Here is a 19,346-nt window from a genome sequence, read left to right as displayed (position 1 = left end):
GAGTGATCTGATTGGAACCCCGGAATTTCGACGGGGATGCCGACCGTCCGCGGTCGGCAGGGGGTACGCAGACGGGGCGGGTGCTTGTCATCGGTCCCTATTTGCGGGTGCGCGCAGGCAGTGCCGACGCGCAATCGGAAGCTCATGTCCTGCGTGACGCGGAAGCCCGGCTCGACGAAGCCGCCGGCCTCGCGCGCGCGATCGATCTCGTCGTTGCCGACGCCATCATCGCGCCGATCAACCAGATCCGCCCAGCGACCTATATCGGCAAGGGTAAGGTCGAGGAGATCGCCGCGCTCGCCAAGAGCCTCGACGTCGAGCTCGTGGTGATGGATTGCGCGCTTGCGCCGATCCAGCAGCGCAATCTCGAGAAGGAGTTGCAGGCAAAGGTGCTCGACCGCACCGGCCTCATCCTGGAAATTTTCGGCCGCCGCGCCAAGACCAAGGAAGGCTCGCTCCAGGTCGAGCTCGCGCATCTCAACTATCAACGTTCGCGCCTGGTGCGCTCATGGACCCATCTCGAACGCCAGCGCGGCGGCTTTGGATTCATGGGCGGTCCCGGCGAGACGCAGATCGAAGCCGACCGCCGTCTGATCCAGGAGCGCATCTCCAAGCTCGAGGGCGAGCTGAAGAAGGTGCAGGCCACGCGGCGCCTGCATCGCGCAGGTCGCCAGCGCGTGCCGTACCGCGTCGTGGCGCTGGTCGGCTACACCAATGCCGGTAAGTCGACGCTGTTCAACCGCCTGACCCGCGCCGACGTGCAGGCCGCCGACATGCTGTTCGCCACGCTGGATCCGACCCTGCGTGCGCTCACCCTGCCGCATGGCGGCAAGGCGATGCTGTCGGACACCGTCGGTTTCATCTCCAATTTGCCGACGCAGCTCGTCGCCGCCTTCCGCGCCACGCTGGAGGAGGTGCTGGAGGCCGACGTCATCCTGCATGTGCGCGACATCTCGCACGACGACGCCGAGGCGCAGCAGAGCGACGTCGACGCGGTGCTGCGCCAGCTCGGCATCAATCCCGACGACTCAGGCCGCATCATCGAGGTCTGGAACAAGATCGACCGTTATGGTCCCGAACAGCGCGAAGAACTTTTGAACATCGCCGCGCGCAGGCCGGAGGATCATCCGGCGATGCTGGTGTCCGCCGTGTCGGGCGAGGGGGTCGACGCACTGCTCGCCGCGATCGAGGAGCGCTTGGCCGCCAAGCGCATCACGCTCGACCTCTCCATCGATGCCTCCGATGGCGCCGGGATCAGCTGGCTGCATCGGAATTCCGAAGTGCTGGCCAAGGAGTTGCACGACGGCCGCTTCGACATGACGGTACGGGTGGACGAGACCAAGCGGGATATCGTGGTGAACAGGTTCGATGCGGTGCTGCGGCTGAACGCGTAGACGCCGTCGCCCCGCCAGTGAGTTGAGCTAACTGCCGCCTCAAGCAACGCTGTCATCCCGGACAAGCGTAAGCGCAGATCCGGGACCCATAACCACAAGCGGCTGGAATTGGCACGCTGGTAGCTCCAGCGTGGTTCAACAATGTGCATTCGCGGCAAGGGTCCTGGCTTTCGCCAGGACGACGCTTGAGCTAGGACCGGGCCTGGTTGCTTTTCCCGGCCGGTGCGGCGCTTTTCTCCTCACCCTTCGCCGCATTCCACAACGCGTCCATCTCCGCGAGCGAGGCCTGCTCAAGCGTGCGCCCCTGCGCTTCCAGCGCCCGCTCGATAAACGCAAAGCGCCGCTCGAATTTCGTGTTGGTCGCGCGCAGCGCGGCTTCCGGATCGGCATCGACATGGCGGGCGAGGTTGACCAGCGCGAACATCAGGTCGCCGGTCTCTTCCGCCAAGCCATCGCTGTCGTTGCGATCGAGGGCGGCCTCGATCTCGTCGGCTTCCTCGCGGATTTTCGCCAGCACCGCGCGCGGGTCGTTCCAGTCGAAGCCGACAGTGGAGGCCTTGCGTTGCAGCTCCATGGCGCGCGTCAGCGCGGGCTGGCCGGCCTTCACGCCTGACAGCAGCGATTTGTGGGACGGCGCTTCCTGCGGCGGACGGCGCGCGGCGCGCTCGGCTTTCTCCTCGGCCTTGATGCGATCCCAGACTTCCTTGACGTGGGAGGAGGCGAGATTGCCGTCCTTGTCGGCGAAGACGTGAGGATGGCGCCGGATCATCTTGCGGGTGATGGCCTCGACAACATCGCCAAAAGCGAAAGCGTTCTGCTCCGACGCCATCTGGGCGTGGAACACCACCTGCAGCAGGAGGTCGCCGAGCTCCTCGCAGAGGTCGTCGAGATCGCCGCGGCTGATGGCCTCGACCACCTCATAGGCTTCCTCGATCGTATAGGGCGCGATGGTCGCAAAATTCTGCTCGAGGTCCCAGGGGCAGCCGGTCACCGGCGTGCGCAGCGCCGCCATGATCTCGATCAGACGGGAAATGTCGCGGGAAGGGGTCATTGCGGGGCAGTCTCCTGGCTCTCTAGACTTATGCCAAAACCAAGCCCCCGTTCCCAGTGTGGCGCGGCGGAACAAGGTGATTTCCACCGGCTTGGCGGGCCAGATTGGCGAGCAGCGTGCGCAGTGCTAAAGCGCGGGCCATGAGTGACGCATCTTCATCCGAAACCGCGCTGGTGCTGTTTTCCGGCGGCCAGGATTCCACCACCTGCCTCGCCTGGGCGCTGAACCGCTTTGCCCGCGTAGAGACGTTGGGGTTCGATTACGGCCAGCGCCATGCCATCGAGCTTGCCTGCCGCGACCGACTGTTCGACGGCATCAAGGATCTGCACGCGGATTGGGCCTCCAGGCTCGGCGAGAGCCACACCCTGTCGATCCCGACGCTGGCGGCGGTGTCCGAGACGGCGCTGACGCGCGACGTTGCGATTGCGATGGGCGCTGACGGCCTGCCGAACACGTTCGTGCCCGGCCGCAATCTGGTGTTTTTGACTTTCGCCGCGGCGCTGGCCTACCGGCGCGGCATCAGTCATATCGTCGGCGGCATGTGCGAGACCGACTATTCCGGTTATCCCGATTGCCGCGACGACACGATCCGCGCCATGCAGGCCGCGCTGTCGCTCGGCATGGCCCGCAAGTTCGAGTTGCATACGCCGCTGATGTGGATCGACAAGGCCGCGACGTGGCAGCTCGCCCATGACCTCGGAGGCGACGGATTCGTCGACCTCATCCGCGAGCAATCGCACACCTGCTATCTCGGCGAACGCGGCGCGCGGCATGATTGGGGCTACGGTTGCGGCGAGTGCCCGGCCTGCAGCCTGCGGGCAAAGGGGTGGCGGGAGTATGTGGCGGGGCGGTGACGCGTCTCACTCCGCCGTCATTGCAAGGAGCTCTTGCGACGAAGCAATCCAGACTGCCTCTGCGGAGGGTTTCTGGATTGCTTCGCTACGCTCGCAATGACGGAATATGTGGAGGCAGCTTACCGAAAATCCTCCGGCCGCAGCTCGATCGGCTTGCCGTGCGGGGTGCGATCAGCCGCATGGTCCCAGGCCTCGCGGTAGCGATGCAACGTCTCCGCAGACGCAACGCCCTTGCGCGCGACCAGCCCCTCCAGCGTGGCGAGCCAATGGAGATAGTAGGTCTCGCCCGTATCGGGATCGCCCGCCGCCTGCGCGCGCTTGATTTCGGAGGCCAGGGCTGCCGCCCATTCGGGCCAGGTGAACACGCCGCGCTCATGCAGCGTCAGCGCCATCGCAAACGCGTGCGCCTCCCAGGGCGCGCGGAACACCGGGCCGTCATCGTCGCGCGGAATGCTCGGGATCGCTGCCGTCGCGGCAGCCACAGCCGTGCTGCTCATCACGCGGGGTCCAGATACGGCTCGAACGCGTCGATCGAGACTTTCGAGGTCGGATCGCCGTCCACGCCCCAGAGATCGCGGCCCTCGAACACGACCGTGTAGAGCCATTGCGGATTCTCGCCGAGCTCCATCGCCGCCGAGTCCGGAAACACGTGGCAGCCATGGTTCAGCTCGACGACGCCGACATGGCCGCGCACGTAGCGTGGCAGGCGGGTGTGGGTGGCCGGATGAATGTTCTTCGCACGGACCTTGTCACCGATCTTGAATTTCGCCGGTGCCGGGGCAGGGCGGGCGAACTTGCCACGCACCATGATGCGCTCGACCTGGCCGAGATCGAACTTGCCGTGCTTGAGCGCCTTGGCCGGCTGCATCGCGTGGCCGGCGGCGACTTCCTCCCGAGTGAGATAGCCTTTCTCGATCAGCATCTCCTCGAGCCCGAGAAACCATTTCTTGTAATAGGAGCTCGAGAGATAGACGTGCGGCGGGATCGTCTCGCGATAGAAGCGCGAGGTGTCGATGTTGAAAGCGCCGGCCGCGCCCATCGCGCGCACCATGGCGAGAACACGCGACTCCCATTCCTCGTGGAACACCGGCTCGTTCGGCTCGGGCTCGACTTTGCCGAACCCGTCCATGCCGCCCATGTCGTGCACGCCGTTCATGACGGCGCTCCGGGCACCTTGGGAAAGCCGGTGCCGATCATGGAATCGCGCGTGACCAGCTCGGCGAGCTGCTCCTCGTTCCAGCCTTCGGTCCCCGCCGGGCGCATCGGCAGCACAAGAAAGCGCGTTTCGGCGGTCGAATCCCAGACCCGGATTTCAACGTCCTTGGCGACCTGCACGCCGAAATCGGCGAGCACGCCGCGCGGGTCCTTCACCGCGCGGGAACGATAGGGCGCGGCCTTGTACCAGACCGGCGGGAGCCCCAGCATTTCCCAGGGATAGCAGGAGCACAGCGTGCACACGACCATGTTGTGACGCTGCGGTGTGTTCTCGACCACGACGAGGTGGTCGCCGACGCGGCTGACATGGCCGAGCGTGCCGATCGCCTTCGAGCCGTCCTCCAGCAGTGCCGTCCTGAACGCCAGATCGCTCCAGGCCTTGGCGACGACGCGTGCGCCGTTATGAGGGCCGATCCGGGTCTCATAGGCCTGGATGATGGCGTCGAGCGCGGCCGGCTCGACATAGCCTTTTTCGGTCAGGATCGTCTCGAGCGCGCGCACGCGCAGCTCGGTCTCCGACAGCTCGGAATGGTCGTGATCGTGGTGATGATGATGATGCTCGCTCATGGGGGCGAAGATAGTCCCAGAATCCTGGCGTTGTCGAGGCGAAGACTCTGCTAACGTCGCACCATGGGCTGGGCTGCAACAACCGGAATAACCGCCGCAATCGCGGCTCTTGGCGCATTCGCGGGGCAGGATGCGCGCGCCGCGAATGGCGCCTATGCGGTCGATGCCGCCGACATTTCCGAGGTCGGCTCCTGCAAGGTGGAAAGCTGGCTGTCGGCGGCGACCAACAAGGATTTCTCCGCGGTCGCCAATCCCTCCTGTGTCGTCGATCCCTTCAGGCCGATCGAGCTGAGCCTGCAGTCCATCCGGGCCCGGAGCGACGGCGACTGGAGCACGACAATTGCTCCAAAAGCCAAGACGAATTTCGTCCCGACCGGAATAGGCCGGTGGGGACTGTCGGCCTATGGCGGTGGATCATTCGACGCGGCGACCGGCGAGGCGCTATCCGCCTTTGCCGTCATCCCCGCGACCTTCCGCCTGTCGGAGACCATGCGCATCAACGTCAACGGCGGCTGGCTTTGGGATCGCACGGTGGATCGCCATTACCTGACCTACGGCATCGGCTTCGATTGGAAATTCACCGAGACCCTGCAATGGACGATCGAGGCGTACGGGCAGGCCGGCGCCTCCGAGGTCGCAAGCGTCGTGCAGCCGCGTTTCCAGACCGGTGTCCGTTACCGACCGAACGAGATCTTCTCCGTCGATCTGATCTACGGCCGCAACATCACCGGCGAAAATGCCAACTGGATCACCATCGGGACCACGATCCGGTTTCCGGTCCAAGGAAGTGAACCCGAACATCGGCGTACCGGGCATCTGTGAGCACCAGGAAGACCAAGACCAGGGGAGATTGCGTTGCCTGACTATGTGAAGATCGAGAAGGGCCTCGGGCCGGAGGGGCGGATTGCGGTGGTGCGGTTCGACCGCGGCGACGGCATCAACGCGCTGTCGCCGGAGGCGCTGCGCCAGCTCACCGCGGCCGCGCGCAGTTTCGAGGATGATTCCGCAACCTCTGTCGTGGTGCTGACAGGCAGCGCGGCTGCGTTCAGCGCCGGCTTCGACCTCAAGGATGCCGAAGGGCGCTCGCGCAAGGACATGGACCTCGGCACGCTGCGGCGGCATCTCAAGCTCGGACCGCGCCTGACCCACGCCTGGCAGGAGATGGAGCAGATCACGATCGCCGCCATCGAGGGCTTTTGCGTCGGCGGCGGCGTGGCGCTGGCCGTCGCGCTCGACTTCCGCGTCATGGGACGCGATGCCCATCTGCGCGTGCCCGAGATCGGGCTCGGCATGAACATGAGCTGGCAGAGCATTCCGCGCATGCTGCACCTGATCGGCCCGGCTCGTACCAAGCAGGCTGTCATCCTGGCCGATCAGCGCATCAGCGCGGATGAAGCCTATGCGTGGGGCCTGGTCGAGCAGGTGGTCGATCCCGGCCATGCGTTCGATGCCGCGATGGAGCTTGCGCGCAAGGTGGCGGCGCAGCCGCCGCTCTCCGTTGCCATGACAAAACTCACGGTCAACCGTCTGGCGCATGCGCTGGATAATCTCGCCAGCCACATGGACGTCGACCAGTTCGCCCTGGCAAGCCTCAGCGAGGACCACAGGGAGGGCGTCGAGGCGTTCCTGACGCGACGCAAACCGAAGTTCAGAGGGCGGTAGAAGCCGGCCAGGCATTGATTGCGCCGCGGTCTATCCGTATACGCGGCGCTGGGACAAAATAGGCCCGATCAACGGGCCGGCAGACGACCATGACGATCGAGGGGGAGGGCCCATGACCACTAGCTCGCAGGCGCCTGAGGCGAAAGGGTTTCGCTGGAAGCTGATCGCGCCGCTCGCGGTGTGGCTGGTGATCTATCTGTTGCCGGTGCCGGCAGGGCTCAACGTCAATCAGTGGCACTATTTTGCCGTCTTCGCGGCCGTCATCACCGGTCTCATCCTGGAATCGATGCCGGTCGGCGCGGTCGGCCTGATCGGGCTGACGGTTGCCGGCGTCGGCGGTTATATCGATCCCGACCCGACCAAGTCGCTGCGATGGATGCTGGCGGGCTTTGCCGAGAGCACGGTCTGGCTGATCGTCGGCGCCTTCGTGTTCTCGATCGGCTATCGCAAGAGCCAGCTGGGCCGGCGTATTGCGCTCGTGCTGGTGCAAAAGCTCGGCAGCAACACGCTCGGCCTCGGCTATGCGGTGGCGATGTCGGACTTCTTGCTGGCGCCGGCGACACCGTCCAACACCGCGCGCAGCGGCGGCATCGTCTATCCCATCATCAGCAACATCCCGCGCATCTACGGCTCCGAGCCTGGACCGACCGCCGGTAAAATCGGCACCTATGTGATGTGGACCGCGTTCGCATCGACCGCCGTCACCAGCTCATTGTTTTTCACCGCGCTCGCGCCCAATGCTGCGGCGCTGGCCATCGCCAAGAAGACCGTCGGAATCGACGTCAGCTGGGCGCAATGGTTCATGGGCTTTGCGCCGCTCGGCCTCCTCCTGATGGTGCTGGTCCCGCTGCTCAGCTACGCGGTCTGCCGCCCCGAGGTGAAGAGCAGCCCGGAAATTTCCGAATGGGCATCGAAGGAGCTCGCGGAGATGGGCCCGATGTCGCGTAACGAGTGGATCATGCTGGCGCTGATCCTGCTCGCGATGTTCCTGTGGATCGCGGGCTCGAGCCCGGACATCCGCGTGCCGCTTTTGGGCTCGAATTTCGTCAACGCCACCACCGTCGTGTTCATCGTGATCTCGCTGATGCTGGTGACGGGCGTGATCGAGTTTGCCGACATCGTCGCCGAGAAGAGCGCCTGGGAGGTGTTCTTCTACTTCACCTCGTTGCTGACGCTGGCCTCGGGTCTCAACGAGATCGGCTTCATCAAATGGTTCGCCACCGAATATGCAAAGCCGCTCGCCGGGCTGTCGCCGTCGACCGCGATGCTCCTGCTGGTCGCGCTGTTCTTCTGGATCCACTATTTCTTCTCGAGCATCACCTCGCATGCTGCCGCCGTGCTGCCCGTGGTGCTCGCGGTTGGATCCGGCATCCCCGACCTGCCGGTCACGACGCTCGCCATGCTCTGCATGTATTCGCTCGGCCTGATGGGGGTGATCTCGCCTTACGCGACGGGGCCGGCGCCGATGTATTTCGGCAGCGGCTATATCGGCAAAGGTCAGTTCTGGGGTTTTGGGCTGATCTTCGGGGTGCTGTATTTCGCGGGGCTCCTGCTGATCGTATGGCCCTGGTTGCGGGTCCACTGAGCCGGGCGCGCTGATGCTCGCGGTGGTCAGCCTGCTCGGCTGTTCCGCCATGGTCGGTGCCGTCGGAGGCGGAGGCCTGGGCGACCTCGGCATCCGCTACGGCTATCAGCGCTTCATGCCGGAGATGATGCTGGCCGTCGTCGTGGTGTTGATCGCGCTGGTGCAGCTGGTCCAGAGCGCCGGCGATTATCTCGCGCGCCGGGTCAATCGCCGGCTGCGACATCGCTGACGCCGTTTTACACATTTCGAACAAGCAGGTTCTTGTCGGTCTGGAAGCATTCCAAACTTCGAGACACGACTGAGCGCATTCGTCGCACGCGTTGCGCACGCGTCTGGAGAAATTCTAACGCAGTTCCTATCGCACTCCGAAATCGCCTGCGTTAGGGCGAGGCATCAAAAACGATACCGGCAAAGCCGGCAGTGCGTGGGGCCTCGACGTGACCGACTTGCAACTTTCTTCGCGTTCCGACAGGCGTCGTCGACAGATACAGATTCTCTTCCTCGGAGCGGCCAGCACATTTGCTCTCGTCGTTCCCTTCGGTGCCGTGGAGGCGCAGACGCAGATCCCCGCCGTCACCGTCGAAGCCCCGGCTCAACGCGCCCGGCCTGCGCCGATCGCCTCAACGCGACGGTCAGGGGCGACACGCACCACACGCGCCGATCGTCGCGCTCCGGCGCAGCAAGCCGCGCCAACCCAATCGGCATCCTCAAACGGCGTCACGGGTGAACGCGCCAATGGTCCGGTGCGCGGTTTCGTTGCGACGCGCAGCGGCACCGCGACCAAGACGGATACGCCTCTGATCGAAACCCCGCAGTCCGTCTCCGTCGTCACGACCGACCAGGTCAGGAATCAGGGTGCGGTCTCGATCGGCGAGGCGCTGCGCTACACCGCGGGTGTCAGCGGCGACGTCAACGGCGGCTCCGACACCCGCTTCGGCGCCCTCCAGATCCGCGGCTTCGACACCACCATGTCGGGCCTCTATGTCGATGGCTTGCGGGTACCCTCCAGCAACTACGTGCATTTCAACGGCCTCGATCCCTACGGCGCCGAGCGTCTCGAGGTCCTCAAGGGTCCGTCCTCGGCGATGTATGGCGGCAGCGGCACCGGCGGCATCCTCAACTACGTCACCAAGCTGCCGACGGCGCAGCAGTTCGGCGAGGTCTCGATCTCCGGCGGCAGCTTCAACCGTTATCAGGGCCAGTTCGACATGGGCGGTCCCGCCAACAAGGACGGCACGGTGCTGTGGCGCCTGACCGGCGTGGTGCGCGACGGCGAAACCCAGGTCGACTTCACCAAGGACAACCGCGTCTTCATCGCGCCCGCCATCACGTTCAAGCCGAACGAGGACACCACCATCACGATCCTCGCCAACTACCAGCGCGACCGGGCAGGGTGGGGCCTCCAGTTCCTGCCGGCCTCGGGCACGGTGTGGCCGAACAACGGCCGCACCATCCCGGTCTCGTTCTTCGCGGGCGTGCCGAGCTTCAACGCGTTCAACACCGAGATCGCGACCGCCAGCTACCAGCTCTCGCACAATTTTACCGACAACATCACGTTCCGGCAGAATCTGCGCTACGCCTATCAGCACAACGAGGAGAAGGTGTTTTACGGCGGAGGCTATACCGACGAGGCCGCAGGGCGGCTCGCGCGTTCCGGCAGCTACAGCAACTCCTACATCAACTCCTTCGCGGTGGACAATCAGCTCCAGGGCAAATTCACCACGGGTTTCCTGAGTCACACCACGCTGGTCGGGATAGACTATCGCAACACCAGATTCCGCGACACCGCCTTTGGCGTCACGACATCCGCGCCCGAGATCAACGTCTTCAATCCGGTCTACAGCTACGACTGGACCATGGGCGCCATGAGCGACGACACCGGCGTCAAGCAGTCGCAGGTCGGCCTCTACGCGCAGGACCAGATCAAGCTCGGCCGGCTCTCGTTCCAGCTCAGTGGCCGCCAGGACTTCGTGACGACGCAGGTGGACAGCGGCATCTTCAACACGTCAGTCGCGAAGGATGCATCGGCCTTCACCGGCCGCGCCGCATTGATGTACAATTTCGACAACGGCATCGCGCCCTATTTCAGCTATTCGGAATCCTTCCTGCCGGTGCTCGCGACCGGCCCGAGCGGACAGCTGCTCAATCCCGAGACCGGCGTGCAGTACGAGGTGGGCGTCAAGTACCAGCCTATCGGCTGGAACGCGCTGTTCACCTTCGCCGCCTTCGACCTGACGCGCGACAACGTCGTCACCTTTGCGCCGCCGAGCTATCTCGCCGAACAGACCGGTCAGGTGAAATCGCGCGGTATCGAGCTCGAAGGCAGCATGTCGCTCGCCGACGGCTGGAACCTGCGGGCGGCCTATGCCTATGTCGATGCAACGGTGACGCAGGATCCGGTGAATGTCGGCAAGGCACCGGTCACGGTGCCGCTCAACCGCGCGTCGCTGTGGAACGACTACACGCTTCAGACCGGGCCGCTCGCGGGCCTGCAGTTCGGCGGCGGCCTCCGCTATGTCGGCGCGACCTGGGGCGATGATGCCAACACGTTCAAGGTGGGATCCGCGACCGTACTGGACGCGCTGCTCGCCTACACCAGGGACAATTGGCGGCTGTCGCTGAACGTCACCAATCTCGCCGACACCCGCTACGTCGCCGCCTGCTACAGCCTGTCGGGCTGTTTCTACGCGGAGGGTCGCAAGGCGATCGGCAAGCTGACGTATCGGTGGTGAGGTTGAATGAGGACGGTGAGGGCCCACGAGAGGTCGTCACGGCCGGGCTTGTCCCGGCCATCCACGTCTTACTTGGCGAGATCTGAACGATGAGAGCGATATTCGGCAAGCTGCATCGCTGGGCGGGACTGCTGACGGCAGGCTTCCTGTTCTTCTCCGGTATCACCGGGGCGATCATCTCCTGGGATCATGAGATCGACGAGGTCCTGAACAGCCATCTGTTCGACGTCAGCAGCAAGGGCCCGGCGATTCCCTCGATCGATCTCGCCAAGATGATCGAGGAGCGCGACCCCCGTGCGCGCGTGGTCTATCTGTTCATGACGCCGGAGGAGGGCCACTCGCTGTGGTTCTTCGTCATGCCGCGGATCGATCCCGCGACCGGCAAGCGCTACGCGCTCGACTACAATCAGATCTTCCTCGATCCCAATACCGGCGCCGAGCTCGGCCGCCGCTATTGGGGCGCGGTGTGGCCGGTGACGCGCGAAAACTTCGTCTCGTTCCTCTACAAGCTGCACTACACCATGCACATCCCGGAATTCTGGGGCAGCGACCGCTGGGGCATGCGCGTGCTCGGCGTGATCGCCATCATCTGGACCATCGACTGCTTCGTCGGCTTCTACCTGACGCTGCCCTCGCGCCGGAGCGCCAGGGCGGCGCGGGCGCCGCAAGTCGCGCGCCAGCTCGAACGCGGCTTCTGGGCGCGCTGGGCGCCGGCGTGGACCATCAAGACCTCGGGCAGCGCTTACCGGATCAATTTCGACATCCACCGCGCCTTCAGCCTGTGGGCCTGGGGCGTGCTGTTCATCATCGCCTTCACGGCGTTCTCGCTGAACCTCTATTTCGAGGTGTTCTCGCCGCTGATGAAGATGGTGTCGAACTACACGCCGACGCCCTATGAGCAGCGGCCATATCGCGATCTCGACGATCCCATCGAGCCCAAGGTGAACTTCGCCGACATCGCCGCGCGCGCGGCGGCCGACGCCAAGGGGCGAGGGTGGACCGTTCCGGTCGGCTCGGTCAATTACGGCCCAGCCCATGGTGTCTATGCCGCCGCGTTCTTCCATCCCGGCGACGATCACGGCGCCGGCGGTGTCGGTCCGGCGCAGCTCTATTACGACAGCGAGGACGGCCGTCCGATCGGCGAACGGCTGCCCTGGATCGGCACCGCCGCCGACATCTTCGTGCAGGCGCAATTCCCGCTGCATTCGGGCCGCATCGTCGGGCTGTTCGGCCGCATCCTGATTTCGGTCATGGGGCTGGTGGTGGCGGCACTCTCGGTCACCGGAATCGTGATCTGGTGGCGCAAGCGCCGCGCCCGCGTCCGGGTGCGGGAAACGGCTGCGATGCGGCTGAACCGGCAGCTCACGCCGGCGGAGTAGGGACGCTCGCGCGGCTTTGCCCGAGCTCAATTGCCTTGCGAGGCACGCTTCGTGTCGAGGCCGGGCCATGACAGAGGCTGAGCCATGACAGAAGAGTTTGATCGGAATCAAACTGCCCTTGAGCAACCTTCGCTAGCGTCGCTGCGTGTTTAACCCGATTTGCAGTAAACGTCCCCCAGGGCTTTGTGCCCCTGTTTGCCCTTCCTCTTCGACAGGATCGCCAATCACTCCAGGTGGACGTGAGAGGATGCTGATGCGCACGTACTATTTCGATGTGAGAGATGGCGTTCCGGCTCGGGACAAGTCAGGTCTGGAGTTTGGAAGCGATGGCGCCGCCATTGCCCACAGCAAGAACCTGGCGGAAGACGTCCGCACGACAAGGCCAGGAGGACATCCGGATCTCCGGATCGTCGTCATCGACGAGAACGGTCGGGAAGTTCATCGCGAACCGGTCTATTCAAAGACCAGTTGACCATGGATGAACCTTCCGGTGCAACGGAGGCACAAAGGCAGAAGACAGCTCGTGCCTCCCGGGATCGCTATGAAGTGCCTTGCCTTGCTCTGCCTGCTCGTTTTCGCCACGTCCGCGCATGCGGCTGGCCCGGAGCAGCGCTATCTCGACCTGCGCGATCGCTACATCGCAAAATTCTCGAAAGCCAAGGAGAACGACGAGACCTATAAGCAGCACGATGCGGCGCTCAAGGAGTTAACGGACGTCCTGCGCGGCCTGGTGGGCCCCGTCGCGATCAAGGGACTGCCGGCCGACGGCAAGACGAACGCGGACACACTCTTCAAGGGCGATTCCGGTTTCGGCCATCTCGACGGCCTCGGCTTCGCGTCCGAAGGCGACAAGATGCAAGCGGTGGCGACCACGACCGGCTTGCTCAAGCACTGGCTGCGCGAGCATCGCGAGGACGGGATGCCGCAGGAGATCGGCGCGGCGTTCAAGTCGGACCGCTTCTACTATCAGGCGATCCAGGACTCCGCCTTCGCCAAATATGCCGAGCTGCCGATCACGAAGCCCGCGGGCACAAGCGCGGCGGTTGCGGTACTGGGCGTCCGCGGCAACGGCGATCTGAAGGGACCGCCGCATGAAATCGACGTCGTCGCGATCCAGGGCGACAAGGTCTTCTTTCTCGCCGCAAGCGATGCGGTGAAGACGGGTGAGATCCCGGCTTGCGAGAAGGTCTGGAAGCAGATGATGGCGAGGCCCATCGACAAGAAGGACCCCCGCGGCGACATCACCCGCGAAGACAATGCGATGACCGCGTACACGGCGTGCTTCTCCAAGGCGGCACCAAGCCAGAGCTGGTATGCGACGGCCGTCAAGAAAGCGCAGAGCCAGCTGGAGCTGCTGCCGCTGCGCTAGAGCGATTATCCAGTTGCCTTCGGGGCTGCAGCGTGGCGCGGGGCGCCATCGCTCGAGAATGCGCAATCGGAAATTGCAGCTCCTCCTGCGGATGCAACCGAGGCCCGAGCAGTGCGAAATCGCCCCAAGCCGCATCGACGAGATCGTCGGCAACATCATCCTCGGATTTGGCGAGGTCCGTGGAACTCGTTCGCGACGAGGGGGTTGCACTGCGGTTGGAACCGAACGGGTAGCAATCTTGAATCGCCGCCAATTCCTGGAAGCCTCGGCATTGACGCCATTGGCGACATTACTACCTGGCGCAGTCTCTGCGGGATCAGCGGCGGAGTTGCCGTTTGGTCCCTCTTATGTCCGCGACCTTGCCCGCAATTTGGCGAGTAAGCCCTTTGCGCCGCCAGAGGAAAAGGTCCCGGACGCGCTTAGTGATCTCACCTACGATCAGTACCGGTCAATTCGCTTTCTGCCGGAGCGCGCAATTTGGCGCAACGAGAAGCTGCCCTTCGAGGTCCAGTTTTTCCACCGCGGCTTTTTCTATAAGAACAGGGTCGACATCTACGAGGTCTCCGGCGGACGAGCCGTACCGATCAGGTACCGGCGCGACGATTTTGCGTTCGGCGACAATATCGGCCAGGTACCGGACGCTGATCTCGGATTTGCCGGCTTTCGCATTCACGCCCCGATCAATCGCCCCGACTATTACGACGAGGTTTGCGCGTTTCTCGGCGCCAGCTACTTCCGTGCGGTCGCCAAAGGCGAGACCTATGGCCTGTCCGCGCGCGGTCTGTCGATCGATACCGGCGAGAGCAAGGGGGAGGAATTTCCGTTCTTCAAGGCCTTCTGGCTGGAGAAGCCCGCGCCGGGGGCCACATCTGTCGTGGTCCATGCGCTGCTTGACAGCAAGAGCGCTACGGCAAGCTATCGCTTCACGATCAGGCCGGGCGCTTCGACGGTCTTCGACGTGGAGATGTCGCTCTATCCGCGGATCGAGCTGCAACATGCCGGCTTGGCGCCCATGACGAGCATGTTCTTTTTCGGTCCGAACGACCGACACGATGTCGACGATTTCCGCCCTGCCGTGCACGACTCCGATGGGCTCGCAATTTTCAATGGAAAGGGCGAGCAACTCTGGCGTCCTCTCAACAATCCACACGATCTGCAGGCCAGCACATTCAATGATCTCAATCCTCGCGGCTTCGGCCTGATGCAGCGGGAGAGAAATTTCTTCGCCTACGAGGACCTCGAATCGCGCTTTGAGCGTCGCCCGAGCCTCTGGGTCGAACCGATCGGAGATTGGGGAGAGGGCAGTGTGGTCCTCTTTGAGATCCCGACCAAGGAGGAAGTTCACGACAACATCGCCGCCTTCTGGCGCCCGAAAACAGCTCTCCAGGCCAAGAGCGAAAACAACTACACCTATCGTCTGCACTGGGGTCCGGACGCGCCGAAGCCCAATTCACTAGCCCGGTTCACCCGCACAGGCGTTGGCGCGCGGGGCGAGGACAGCAAATTATTCGTGCTCGAGCTCGTTGGTGACAAGCTGAAGGAGGTCGATCCTGAGAAGGTGAGGGGCGCCGTCAGCGCCGACAAATCCGAGATCAAGAACGTCGTCACGCAGCCAAACCCGGAAACCGGCGGCTGGCGCCTGAGTTTTCAATGCTCCGTGAAGGACGCGCCTATCGAGTTGAGGGCGGTCTTGATGCTGGGGGATCAGCCCATCTCCGAAGTCTGGGTTTACCGATGGGCGCCTTGACGTCGTCACCTGCGCTTTCGCCTGAGCTTGGCATTCGGTATCTTCCCGACGAAACGCCTCTCCCGATGCTGCCCTGCCGATTGGACGGGACAAATCGCGCCTATCCGGTGCGACTGCGGACGGCCCCTGCCGTTGCAGCGCGGCGGCTGTTTATTCTCGCCGGAACGGCCGCGATCACCGCTGCGGGCGCCTTTGAGATGTACGATGTTCTCAAGGTCGGTGGCGTCACGGTCCTTGAAGGCATGGTGTTCGGGCTGTTTCTCGTGCTGCTCGCCTGGATCGCGTTTTCGTTCGTGTCTTCAGTCGCCGGTTTTTTTGTGCTCCTGCGGGGCCGACCGGATGTGCTGCCAATTGACAGCCACGGTCCGCTGCCAGGGATCACCGGCCGAACGGCGATGCTGTTGCCGACCTATAACGAGGATCAGCACCATCTCATGGCGCGACTCCGCGCCATGTACGAGTCGGTCGGCGAAACCGGACAGGCCCCGTTGTTCGATTGGTTTCTGCTCAGTGACACCACCGATCCGGACATCTGGATTGCCGAGGAGCTTGCGTTTCTGGAACTGCAGCGCAACTGCGGTTCGGGCCACCTGTACTATCGTCACCGATCCGACAACACCGCCCGAAAGTCCGGCAACATCGCCGAATGGGTGAGGCGGTTCGGTGGCGCCTACGACTACATGATCATTCTCGACGCGGACAGTCTGATGAGCGGAGAGACCATCGTTCGGCTGGCGGGCGCGATGGAAGCAAACCCGCAGGCCGCGCTGATTCAGACGCTTCCGATCGTCGTCAATGCGCGAACCCTGATCAGCCGGCTTCAGCAGTTCTCGGGTCGTTTGTACGGTCCGCTGATCGCGGCCGGGAACGCCTGGTGGCACGCCTCAGAGGGCAATTATTGGGGACATAATGCCATCATCCGGGTGCAGGCTTTTGCGCAAGAGGCGGGCCTGCCCGAATTGCGCGGGAGGAAACCTTTCGGCGGCCACATCCTCAGCCACGATTTTGTTGAAGCCGCGCTGATGCGGCGGGCGGGGTGGGGGATTTTCATGGCTCCCGATCTCGGTGGGAGTTTCGAGGAGGTGCCACCGTCGCTGCTGGATTTCGCGGCGCGTGACCGCCGCTGGTGTCAGGGCAATCTCCAGCATCTTGCCGTTCTGCCGGCCCGAGGCCTGCACTGGGTCTCAAGGCTTCACCTGTTGACCGGGATCGGCTCCTATCTCACCGCGCCCCTGTGGCTGCTGTTTCTATTGCTCGGAATCCTGATCTCCTTGCAGGCCTATTTCGTCAAGCCGGAGTACTTTCCCAAGGGCTTCTCGTTGTTTCCAACGTGGCCCGCACAGGATCCCGTGCTCGCCGCCTGGGTCTTTGCCGCGACGATGGGGCTGCTTATCCTGCCCAAATTGCTGGCCTACCTCGTTCTGCTCACCAGGCGTGCGGAACGGCAGGCATTCGGCGGCGGATTTCGCGTGCTGCTGGCGGTGGTCGCCGAGAGCCTCCTTGCCGCCTTGATCGCCCCATCCATGATGATCTTTCAATCCACCGCTGTGGCGGAGATCCTGCTGGGGCGTGATGCGGGCTGGCAAGTGCAACGGCGAAGTGATGGCAGGATCACGCGCGATGAAGTCTATCGCAAATTCACGGTGCCGACCCTATGCGGGCTGGCCATGGCGGCAAGCGCCTATGCCGTGTCGCTTCCGCTGCTGCTCTGGATGTCGCCGGTGATCATCGGCTTGGTTTGCGCCATTCCGATCGGTCTCATCACATCGACGGCACCGCGAATGGCGCGCCTGTTTGCGACCCCGGAGGACAATCGCGCGCCGGCACTGCTGCAGAGGGCGAGAGAGCTTGCCAGCCTGGATCGGATCGAGTCACGCGCGGCTCTGATCGAATTGAGACAGAACCCCGCGTTGCTGGGACCGCACATGCAGTCCCTCGAAGCGCCGCCGCGCAAATCGGGCCAGATCGACATAGATCTCGCGATCGCCCGTGCCAAGATTGAGCAGAGCGACGATTTCGAGGAAGCCGTCAGCAGCCTCAGCGCGCGCGAGATCCTTGCCGTGCTGAAGCACCGACACGCGCTTGAGCAAGTCATGCGAATGCCGCGAGCGACCGCTTCCGCGGACGTCTAGGTCATGGCGGTGTAGGTGAGGGCGTTGACGATCCGGTGGTGCTTGGCCGAGGGCGAGATGTCTGCTGTGAGCGCGGTCCCAGCCTACAGCGAACTGCCACCCAAATTCCACCCACGCCCACCCTCGCCGAAAATCTCATACCCCGTCGCCGTCACCGCGACCGTGTCCTCGAGCTTGATGAACCCACGCTTCGGATGCTTCATCGTGGTCTCGATCGATACCACCATGCCTGTTTCAAGCGGCAGGCGGGCGTCGGTGTCGTCATAGGGGATCGGACCCTTGGCGGTCAGGCGAGGGGCCTCGTGGCTGACGAGGCCCATGCCGTGGGCCAAAAACTCCGTGCAATCGCGCTGGCTGATCTTCGCGAGCTGCCGCTCGGCCGCGACGTAGATGTCGCCGCCCATGGCGCCGGGCCGGACCGCGGCGAAGGCCGCGCGCTGGACCGCCTCGATCTCGGCCAGACAGTCCTTCAGTTCGGTATCGGGATCACCGAGCACGGCCATGCGCGCGAGATCGCCGATATAGCCGTGATAATTGCCGCCGGAATCGAGCGACAGCACGTCACCTTGTTCCCAGCGCTGCGCCGACGGCGCCCGGTTGTGACTGCTGCCGCAAGCGAGCAGGCAGTATTCGAAGGTCAGCCCGCGATTGGCTTCGGCGATCCGCAAGGCGTCCGACAATTGCTGCTTGGTCGTGCCCGGGCCGTGCCCGGCGATCACCGCCAGCATCGAGGCGATCACCAGTTCGGACGCCGTCTTGAGTTTTGCGAGCTCGTCCGCCGACTTGACCGCCCGCAGTCGCTCCAGCACCAACAGCGCGTCCTTGAGCTCGGCGCCGGGCAGGGCGTCGGCAAGCGCCCGGCCCGCATCCATCGGCAGGAACGCCATCTCGACCCCGACCCGCTTCAGGGGCACGCCGGCGTCGCGGATCAGGCTGACGGCCCGCGTGATCGCATCGACCGAGCCGTTGGACTCGGTCCGGACCTGTGCCACCCATGGCGGCGCGACGGCGCGCTGATGGGTCTCCAGCCGGTGCCCGACATAGACCGCGTGCTCCGCCGCGCCCTTGGGATAGATCAGGACCGGCAGATAGCGGCTGACGCCCAGCGCATCCATGTAGTCGAAGAAGATCGCGCGCTCGGCACCCAGCAGGTACTGCACATTGTGCTTGGAGGTCGCGACCAGGACGTCGAGGCCGGCAGCCTCCATCAGGCGGTCGAGCTGGGCGGCGTCGAATGGAATGGCGCGCGAGCGGTCTGCGCGGGCGACGTTCTCCTGCATGACGAACCTCCCAATGCTGCCGTGGCCTCAACCGCTGCGTCGGTTTGCCCGGGGATTGTTGGCACCAAGTGTGAGCCGAAAGAGGGGTTCTGGGTAGCTGCGGAATGATCTGGCCTGACCTGCACAGCCATATCCATGATTCGCATAAGGTATATTATGGAATATATTTATATATAATCAGATCAGTTATTTAGCTAGAATTCCTCTCGCTGCACCTTCGTTCCCAGTTCTTTTTCGGCCCGGCCGTGGCACGTCGCCCAGTTTTTGATGGCTACTGTGCATGGGGTTGTTTTCGCGTTTTTTGAATCCGGCCCATGCCTCCGAAAGCCGATATTGCCGTGACGATGTCCGGCTGCAATAAGCGAGGCTTCGCGAGATC

16 protein-coding genes and 1 pseudogene are annotated in these 19,346 nt (G+C 63.9%); 12 read left to right on the top strand and 5 right to left on the bottom strand.

The genetic code is table 11. The features are described 5' to 3' along the window. Positions 1–11: 11 nt before the first annotated feature. Positions 12–1,394, top strand: a complete 1,383-nt coding sequence (hflX, locus tag AC0L2F_RS16745) for a GTPase HflX (protein ID WP_473249088.1) — start codon at positions 12–14, stop codon at positions 1,392–1,394. Between the two features lie 190 nt (positions 1,395–1,584). Here hflX and mazG read toward each other — a convergent pair whose 3' ends face one another. Continuing rightward, on the bottom strand, positions 1,585–2,445 hold the full coding sequence (gene mazG / locus AC0L2F_RS16740; protein ID WP_473249087.1) for a nucleoside triphosphate pyrophosphohydrolase: 861 nt from the start codon (positions 2,443–2,445) through the stop codon (positions 1,585–1,587). Between the two features lie 140 nt (positions 2,446–2,585). On the opposite strand from mazG, the gene queC reads away from it, so the two are divergent. Further along, entirely contained in the window at positions 2,586–3,299 is a 714-nt protein-coding gene (queC, locus tag AC0L2F_RS16735; RefSeq protein ID WP_473249086.1) for a 7-cyano-7-deazaguanine synthase QueC, read from the top strand. A gap of 119 nt (positions 3,300–3,418) precedes the next feature. Here the strand turns inward: queC and AC0L2F_RS16730 are convergent, their stop codons facing one another. The 3 genes from AC0L2F_RS16730 to nthA are packed head-to-tail and all read right to left on the bottom strand — an operon-like array spanning position 3,419 to position 5,081. Beyond that, a complete protein-coding gene (locus AC0L2F_RS16730; protein ID WP_473249085.1) occupies positions 3,419–3,796 on the bottom strand; it encodes a nitrile hydratase accessory protein in 378 nt (125 codons plus the stop codon). Then, positions 3,796–4,455 carry a nitrile hydratase subunit beta gene (nthB, locus tag AC0L2F_RS16725; protein WP_473249084.1) on the bottom strand — a complete coding sequence of 220 codons (660 nt, stop codon included), beginning with the start codon at positions 4,453–4,455 and terminating at the stop codon, positions 3,796–3,798. Before nthB ends, AC0L2F_RS16730 begins: the two co-directional genes overlap by 1 nt. Beyond that, positions 4,452–5,081, bottom strand: coding sequence for a nitrile hydratase subunit alpha (gene nthA, locus AC0L2F_RS16720; RefSeq protein WP_473249083.1), 630 nt, complete (start codon positions 5,079–5,081; stop codon positions 4,452–4,454). Before nthA ends, nthB begins: the two co-directional genes overlap by 4 nt. Positions 5,082–5,144: 63 nt before the next feature. On the opposite strand from nthA, the gene AC0L2F_RS16715 reads away from it, so the two are divergent. From AC0L2F_RS16715 to mdoH, 10 genes and pseudogenes are all read left to right on the top strand, one after another. Further along, a complete protein-coding gene (locus AC0L2F_RS16715; RefSeq protein ID WP_473249082.1) occupies positions 5,145–5,903 on the top strand; it encodes a hypothetical protein in 759 nt (252 codons plus the stop codon). Between the two features lie 33 nt (positions 5,904–5,936). Then, on the top strand, positions 5,937–6,743 hold the full coding sequence (locus AC0L2F_RS16710) for an enoyl-CoA hydratase/isomerase family protein (protein ID WP_473249081.1): 807 nt from the start codon (positions 5,937–5,939) through the stop codon (positions 6,741–6,743). Positions 6,744–6,855: 112 nt separating this feature from the next. Next, a complete protein-coding gene (locus tag AC0L2F_RS16705) occupies positions 6,856–8,328 on the top strand; it encodes a DASS family sodium-coupled anion symporter (protein WP_007610318.1) in 1,473 nt (490 codons plus the stop codon). Positions 8,329–8,335: 7 nt separating this feature from the next. Next, positions 8,336–8,557: pseudogene (locus AC0L2F_RS16700) on the top strand (DL-methionine transporter permease subunit); the annotation flags it as partial. Between the two features lie 514 nt (positions 8,558–9,071). Next, a complete protein-coding gene (locus AC0L2F_RS16695; RefSeq protein ID WP_473249080.1) occupies positions 9,072–11,060 on the top strand; it encodes a TonB-dependent siderophore receptor in 1,989 nt (662 codons plus the stop codon). An 89-nt stretch (positions 11,061–11,149) separates the two neighbouring features. Then, positions 11,150–12,439 carry a siderophore utilization protein FsrB gene (gene fsrB, locus AC0L2F_RS16690; protein ID WP_007610325.1) on the top strand — a complete coding sequence of 430 codons (1,290 nt, stop codon included), beginning with the start codon at positions 11,150–11,152 and terminating at the stop codon, positions 12,437–12,439. A 253-nt stretch (positions 12,440–12,692) separates the two neighbouring features. Beyond that, positions 12,693–12,911: a DUF6894 family protein gene (locus tag AC0L2F_RS16685; RefSeq protein ID WP_007610326.1), complete on the top strand. Its 219-nt coding sequence runs from the start codon at positions 12,693–12,695 to the stop codon at positions 12,909–12,911. A gap of 69 nt (positions 12,912–12,980) precedes the next feature. Further along, positions 12,981–13,808, top strand: coding sequence for a hypothetical protein (locus AC0L2F_RS16680; protein ID WP_473249079.1), 828 nt, complete (start codon positions 12,981–12,983; stop codon positions 13,806–13,808). A gap of 238 nt (positions 13,809–14,046) precedes the next feature. After that, the gene (locus AC0L2F_RS16675) at positions 14,047–15,555 is read left to right on the top strand and encodes a glucan biosynthesis protein G (RefSeq protein WP_473249099.1); all 1,509 of its coding nucleotides are present in this window, start codon (positions 14,047–14,049) and stop codon (positions 15,553–15,555) included. Next, positions 15,543–17,687: a glucans biosynthesis glucosyltransferase MdoH gene (gene mdoH, locus AC0L2F_RS16670; RefSeq protein WP_473249078.1), complete on the top strand. Its 2,145-nt coding sequence runs from the start codon at positions 15,543–15,545 to the stop codon at positions 17,685–17,687. The genes AC0L2F_RS16675 and mdoH overlap by 13 nt, the downstream gene beginning before the upstream one ends. A gap of 83 nt (positions 17,688–17,770) precedes the next feature. Here mdoH and AC0L2F_RS16665 read toward each other — a convergent pair whose 3' ends face one another. Next, positions 17,771–18,967, bottom strand: coding sequence for a M24 family metallopeptidase (locus tag AC0L2F_RS16665; protein ID WP_473249077.1), 1,197 nt, complete (start codon positions 18,965–18,967; stop codon positions 17,771–17,773). Positions 18,968–19,346: the final 379 nt, after the last annotated feature.

It is taken from the genome of Bradyrhizobium sp. Ken64, assembly GCF_055807555.1.
This window is presented reverse-complemented; position numbering and strand designations above follow the sequence as displayed.

Excerpts from the sequence above, each read along its gene's own strand:
- mazG (WP_473249087.1), bottom strand. The coding sequence starts at position 2,445 with ATGACCCCTTCCCGCGACATTTCCCGTCTGATCGAGATCATGGCGGCG.
- queC (WP_473249086.1), top strand. The coding sequence starts at position 2,586 with ATGAGTGACGCATCTTCATCCGAAACCGCGCTGGTGCTGTTTTCCGGC.
- AC0L2F_RS16730 (WP_473249085.1), bottom strand. The coding sequence starts at position 3,796 with ATGAGCAGCACGGCTGTGGCTGCCGCGACGGCAGCGATCCCGAGCATT.
- nthB (WP_473249084.1), bottom strand. The coding sequence starts at position 4,455 with ATGAACGGCGTGCACGACATGGGCGGCATGGACGGGTTCGGCAAAGTC.
- nthA (WP_473249083.1), bottom strand. The coding sequence starts at position 5,081 with ATGAGCGAGCATCATCATCATCACCACGATCACGACCATTCCGAGCTG.
- AC0L2F_RS16715 (WP_473249082.1), top strand. The coding sequence starts at position 5,145 with ATGGGCTGGGCTGCAACAACCGGAATAACCGCCGCAATCGCGGCTCTT.
- AC0L2F_RS16705 (WP_007610318.1), top strand. The coding sequence starts at position 6,856 with ATGACCACTAGCTCGCAGGCGCCTGAGGCGAAAGGGTTTCGCTGGAAG.
- fsrB (WP_007610325.1), top strand. The coding sequence starts at position 11,150 with ATGAGAGCGATATTCGGCAAGCTGCATCGCTGGGCGGGACTGCTGACG.
- AC0L2F_RS16685 (WP_007610326.1), top strand. The coding sequence starts at position 12,693 with ATGCGCACGTACTATTTCGATGTGAGAGATGGCGTTCCGGCTCGGGAC.
- AC0L2F_RS16680 (WP_473249079.1), top strand. The coding sequence starts at position 12,981 with ATGAAGTGCCTTGCCTTGCTCTGCCTGCTCGTTTTCGCCACGTCCGCG.
- mdoH (WP_473249078.1), top strand. The coding sequence starts at position 15,543 with ATGGGCGCCTTGACGTCGTCACCTGCGCTTTCGCCTGAGCTTGGCATT.
- AC0L2F_RS16665 (WP_473249077.1), bottom strand. The coding sequence starts at position 18,967 with ATGCAGGAGAACGTCGCCCGCGCAGACCGCTCGCGCGCCATTCCATTC.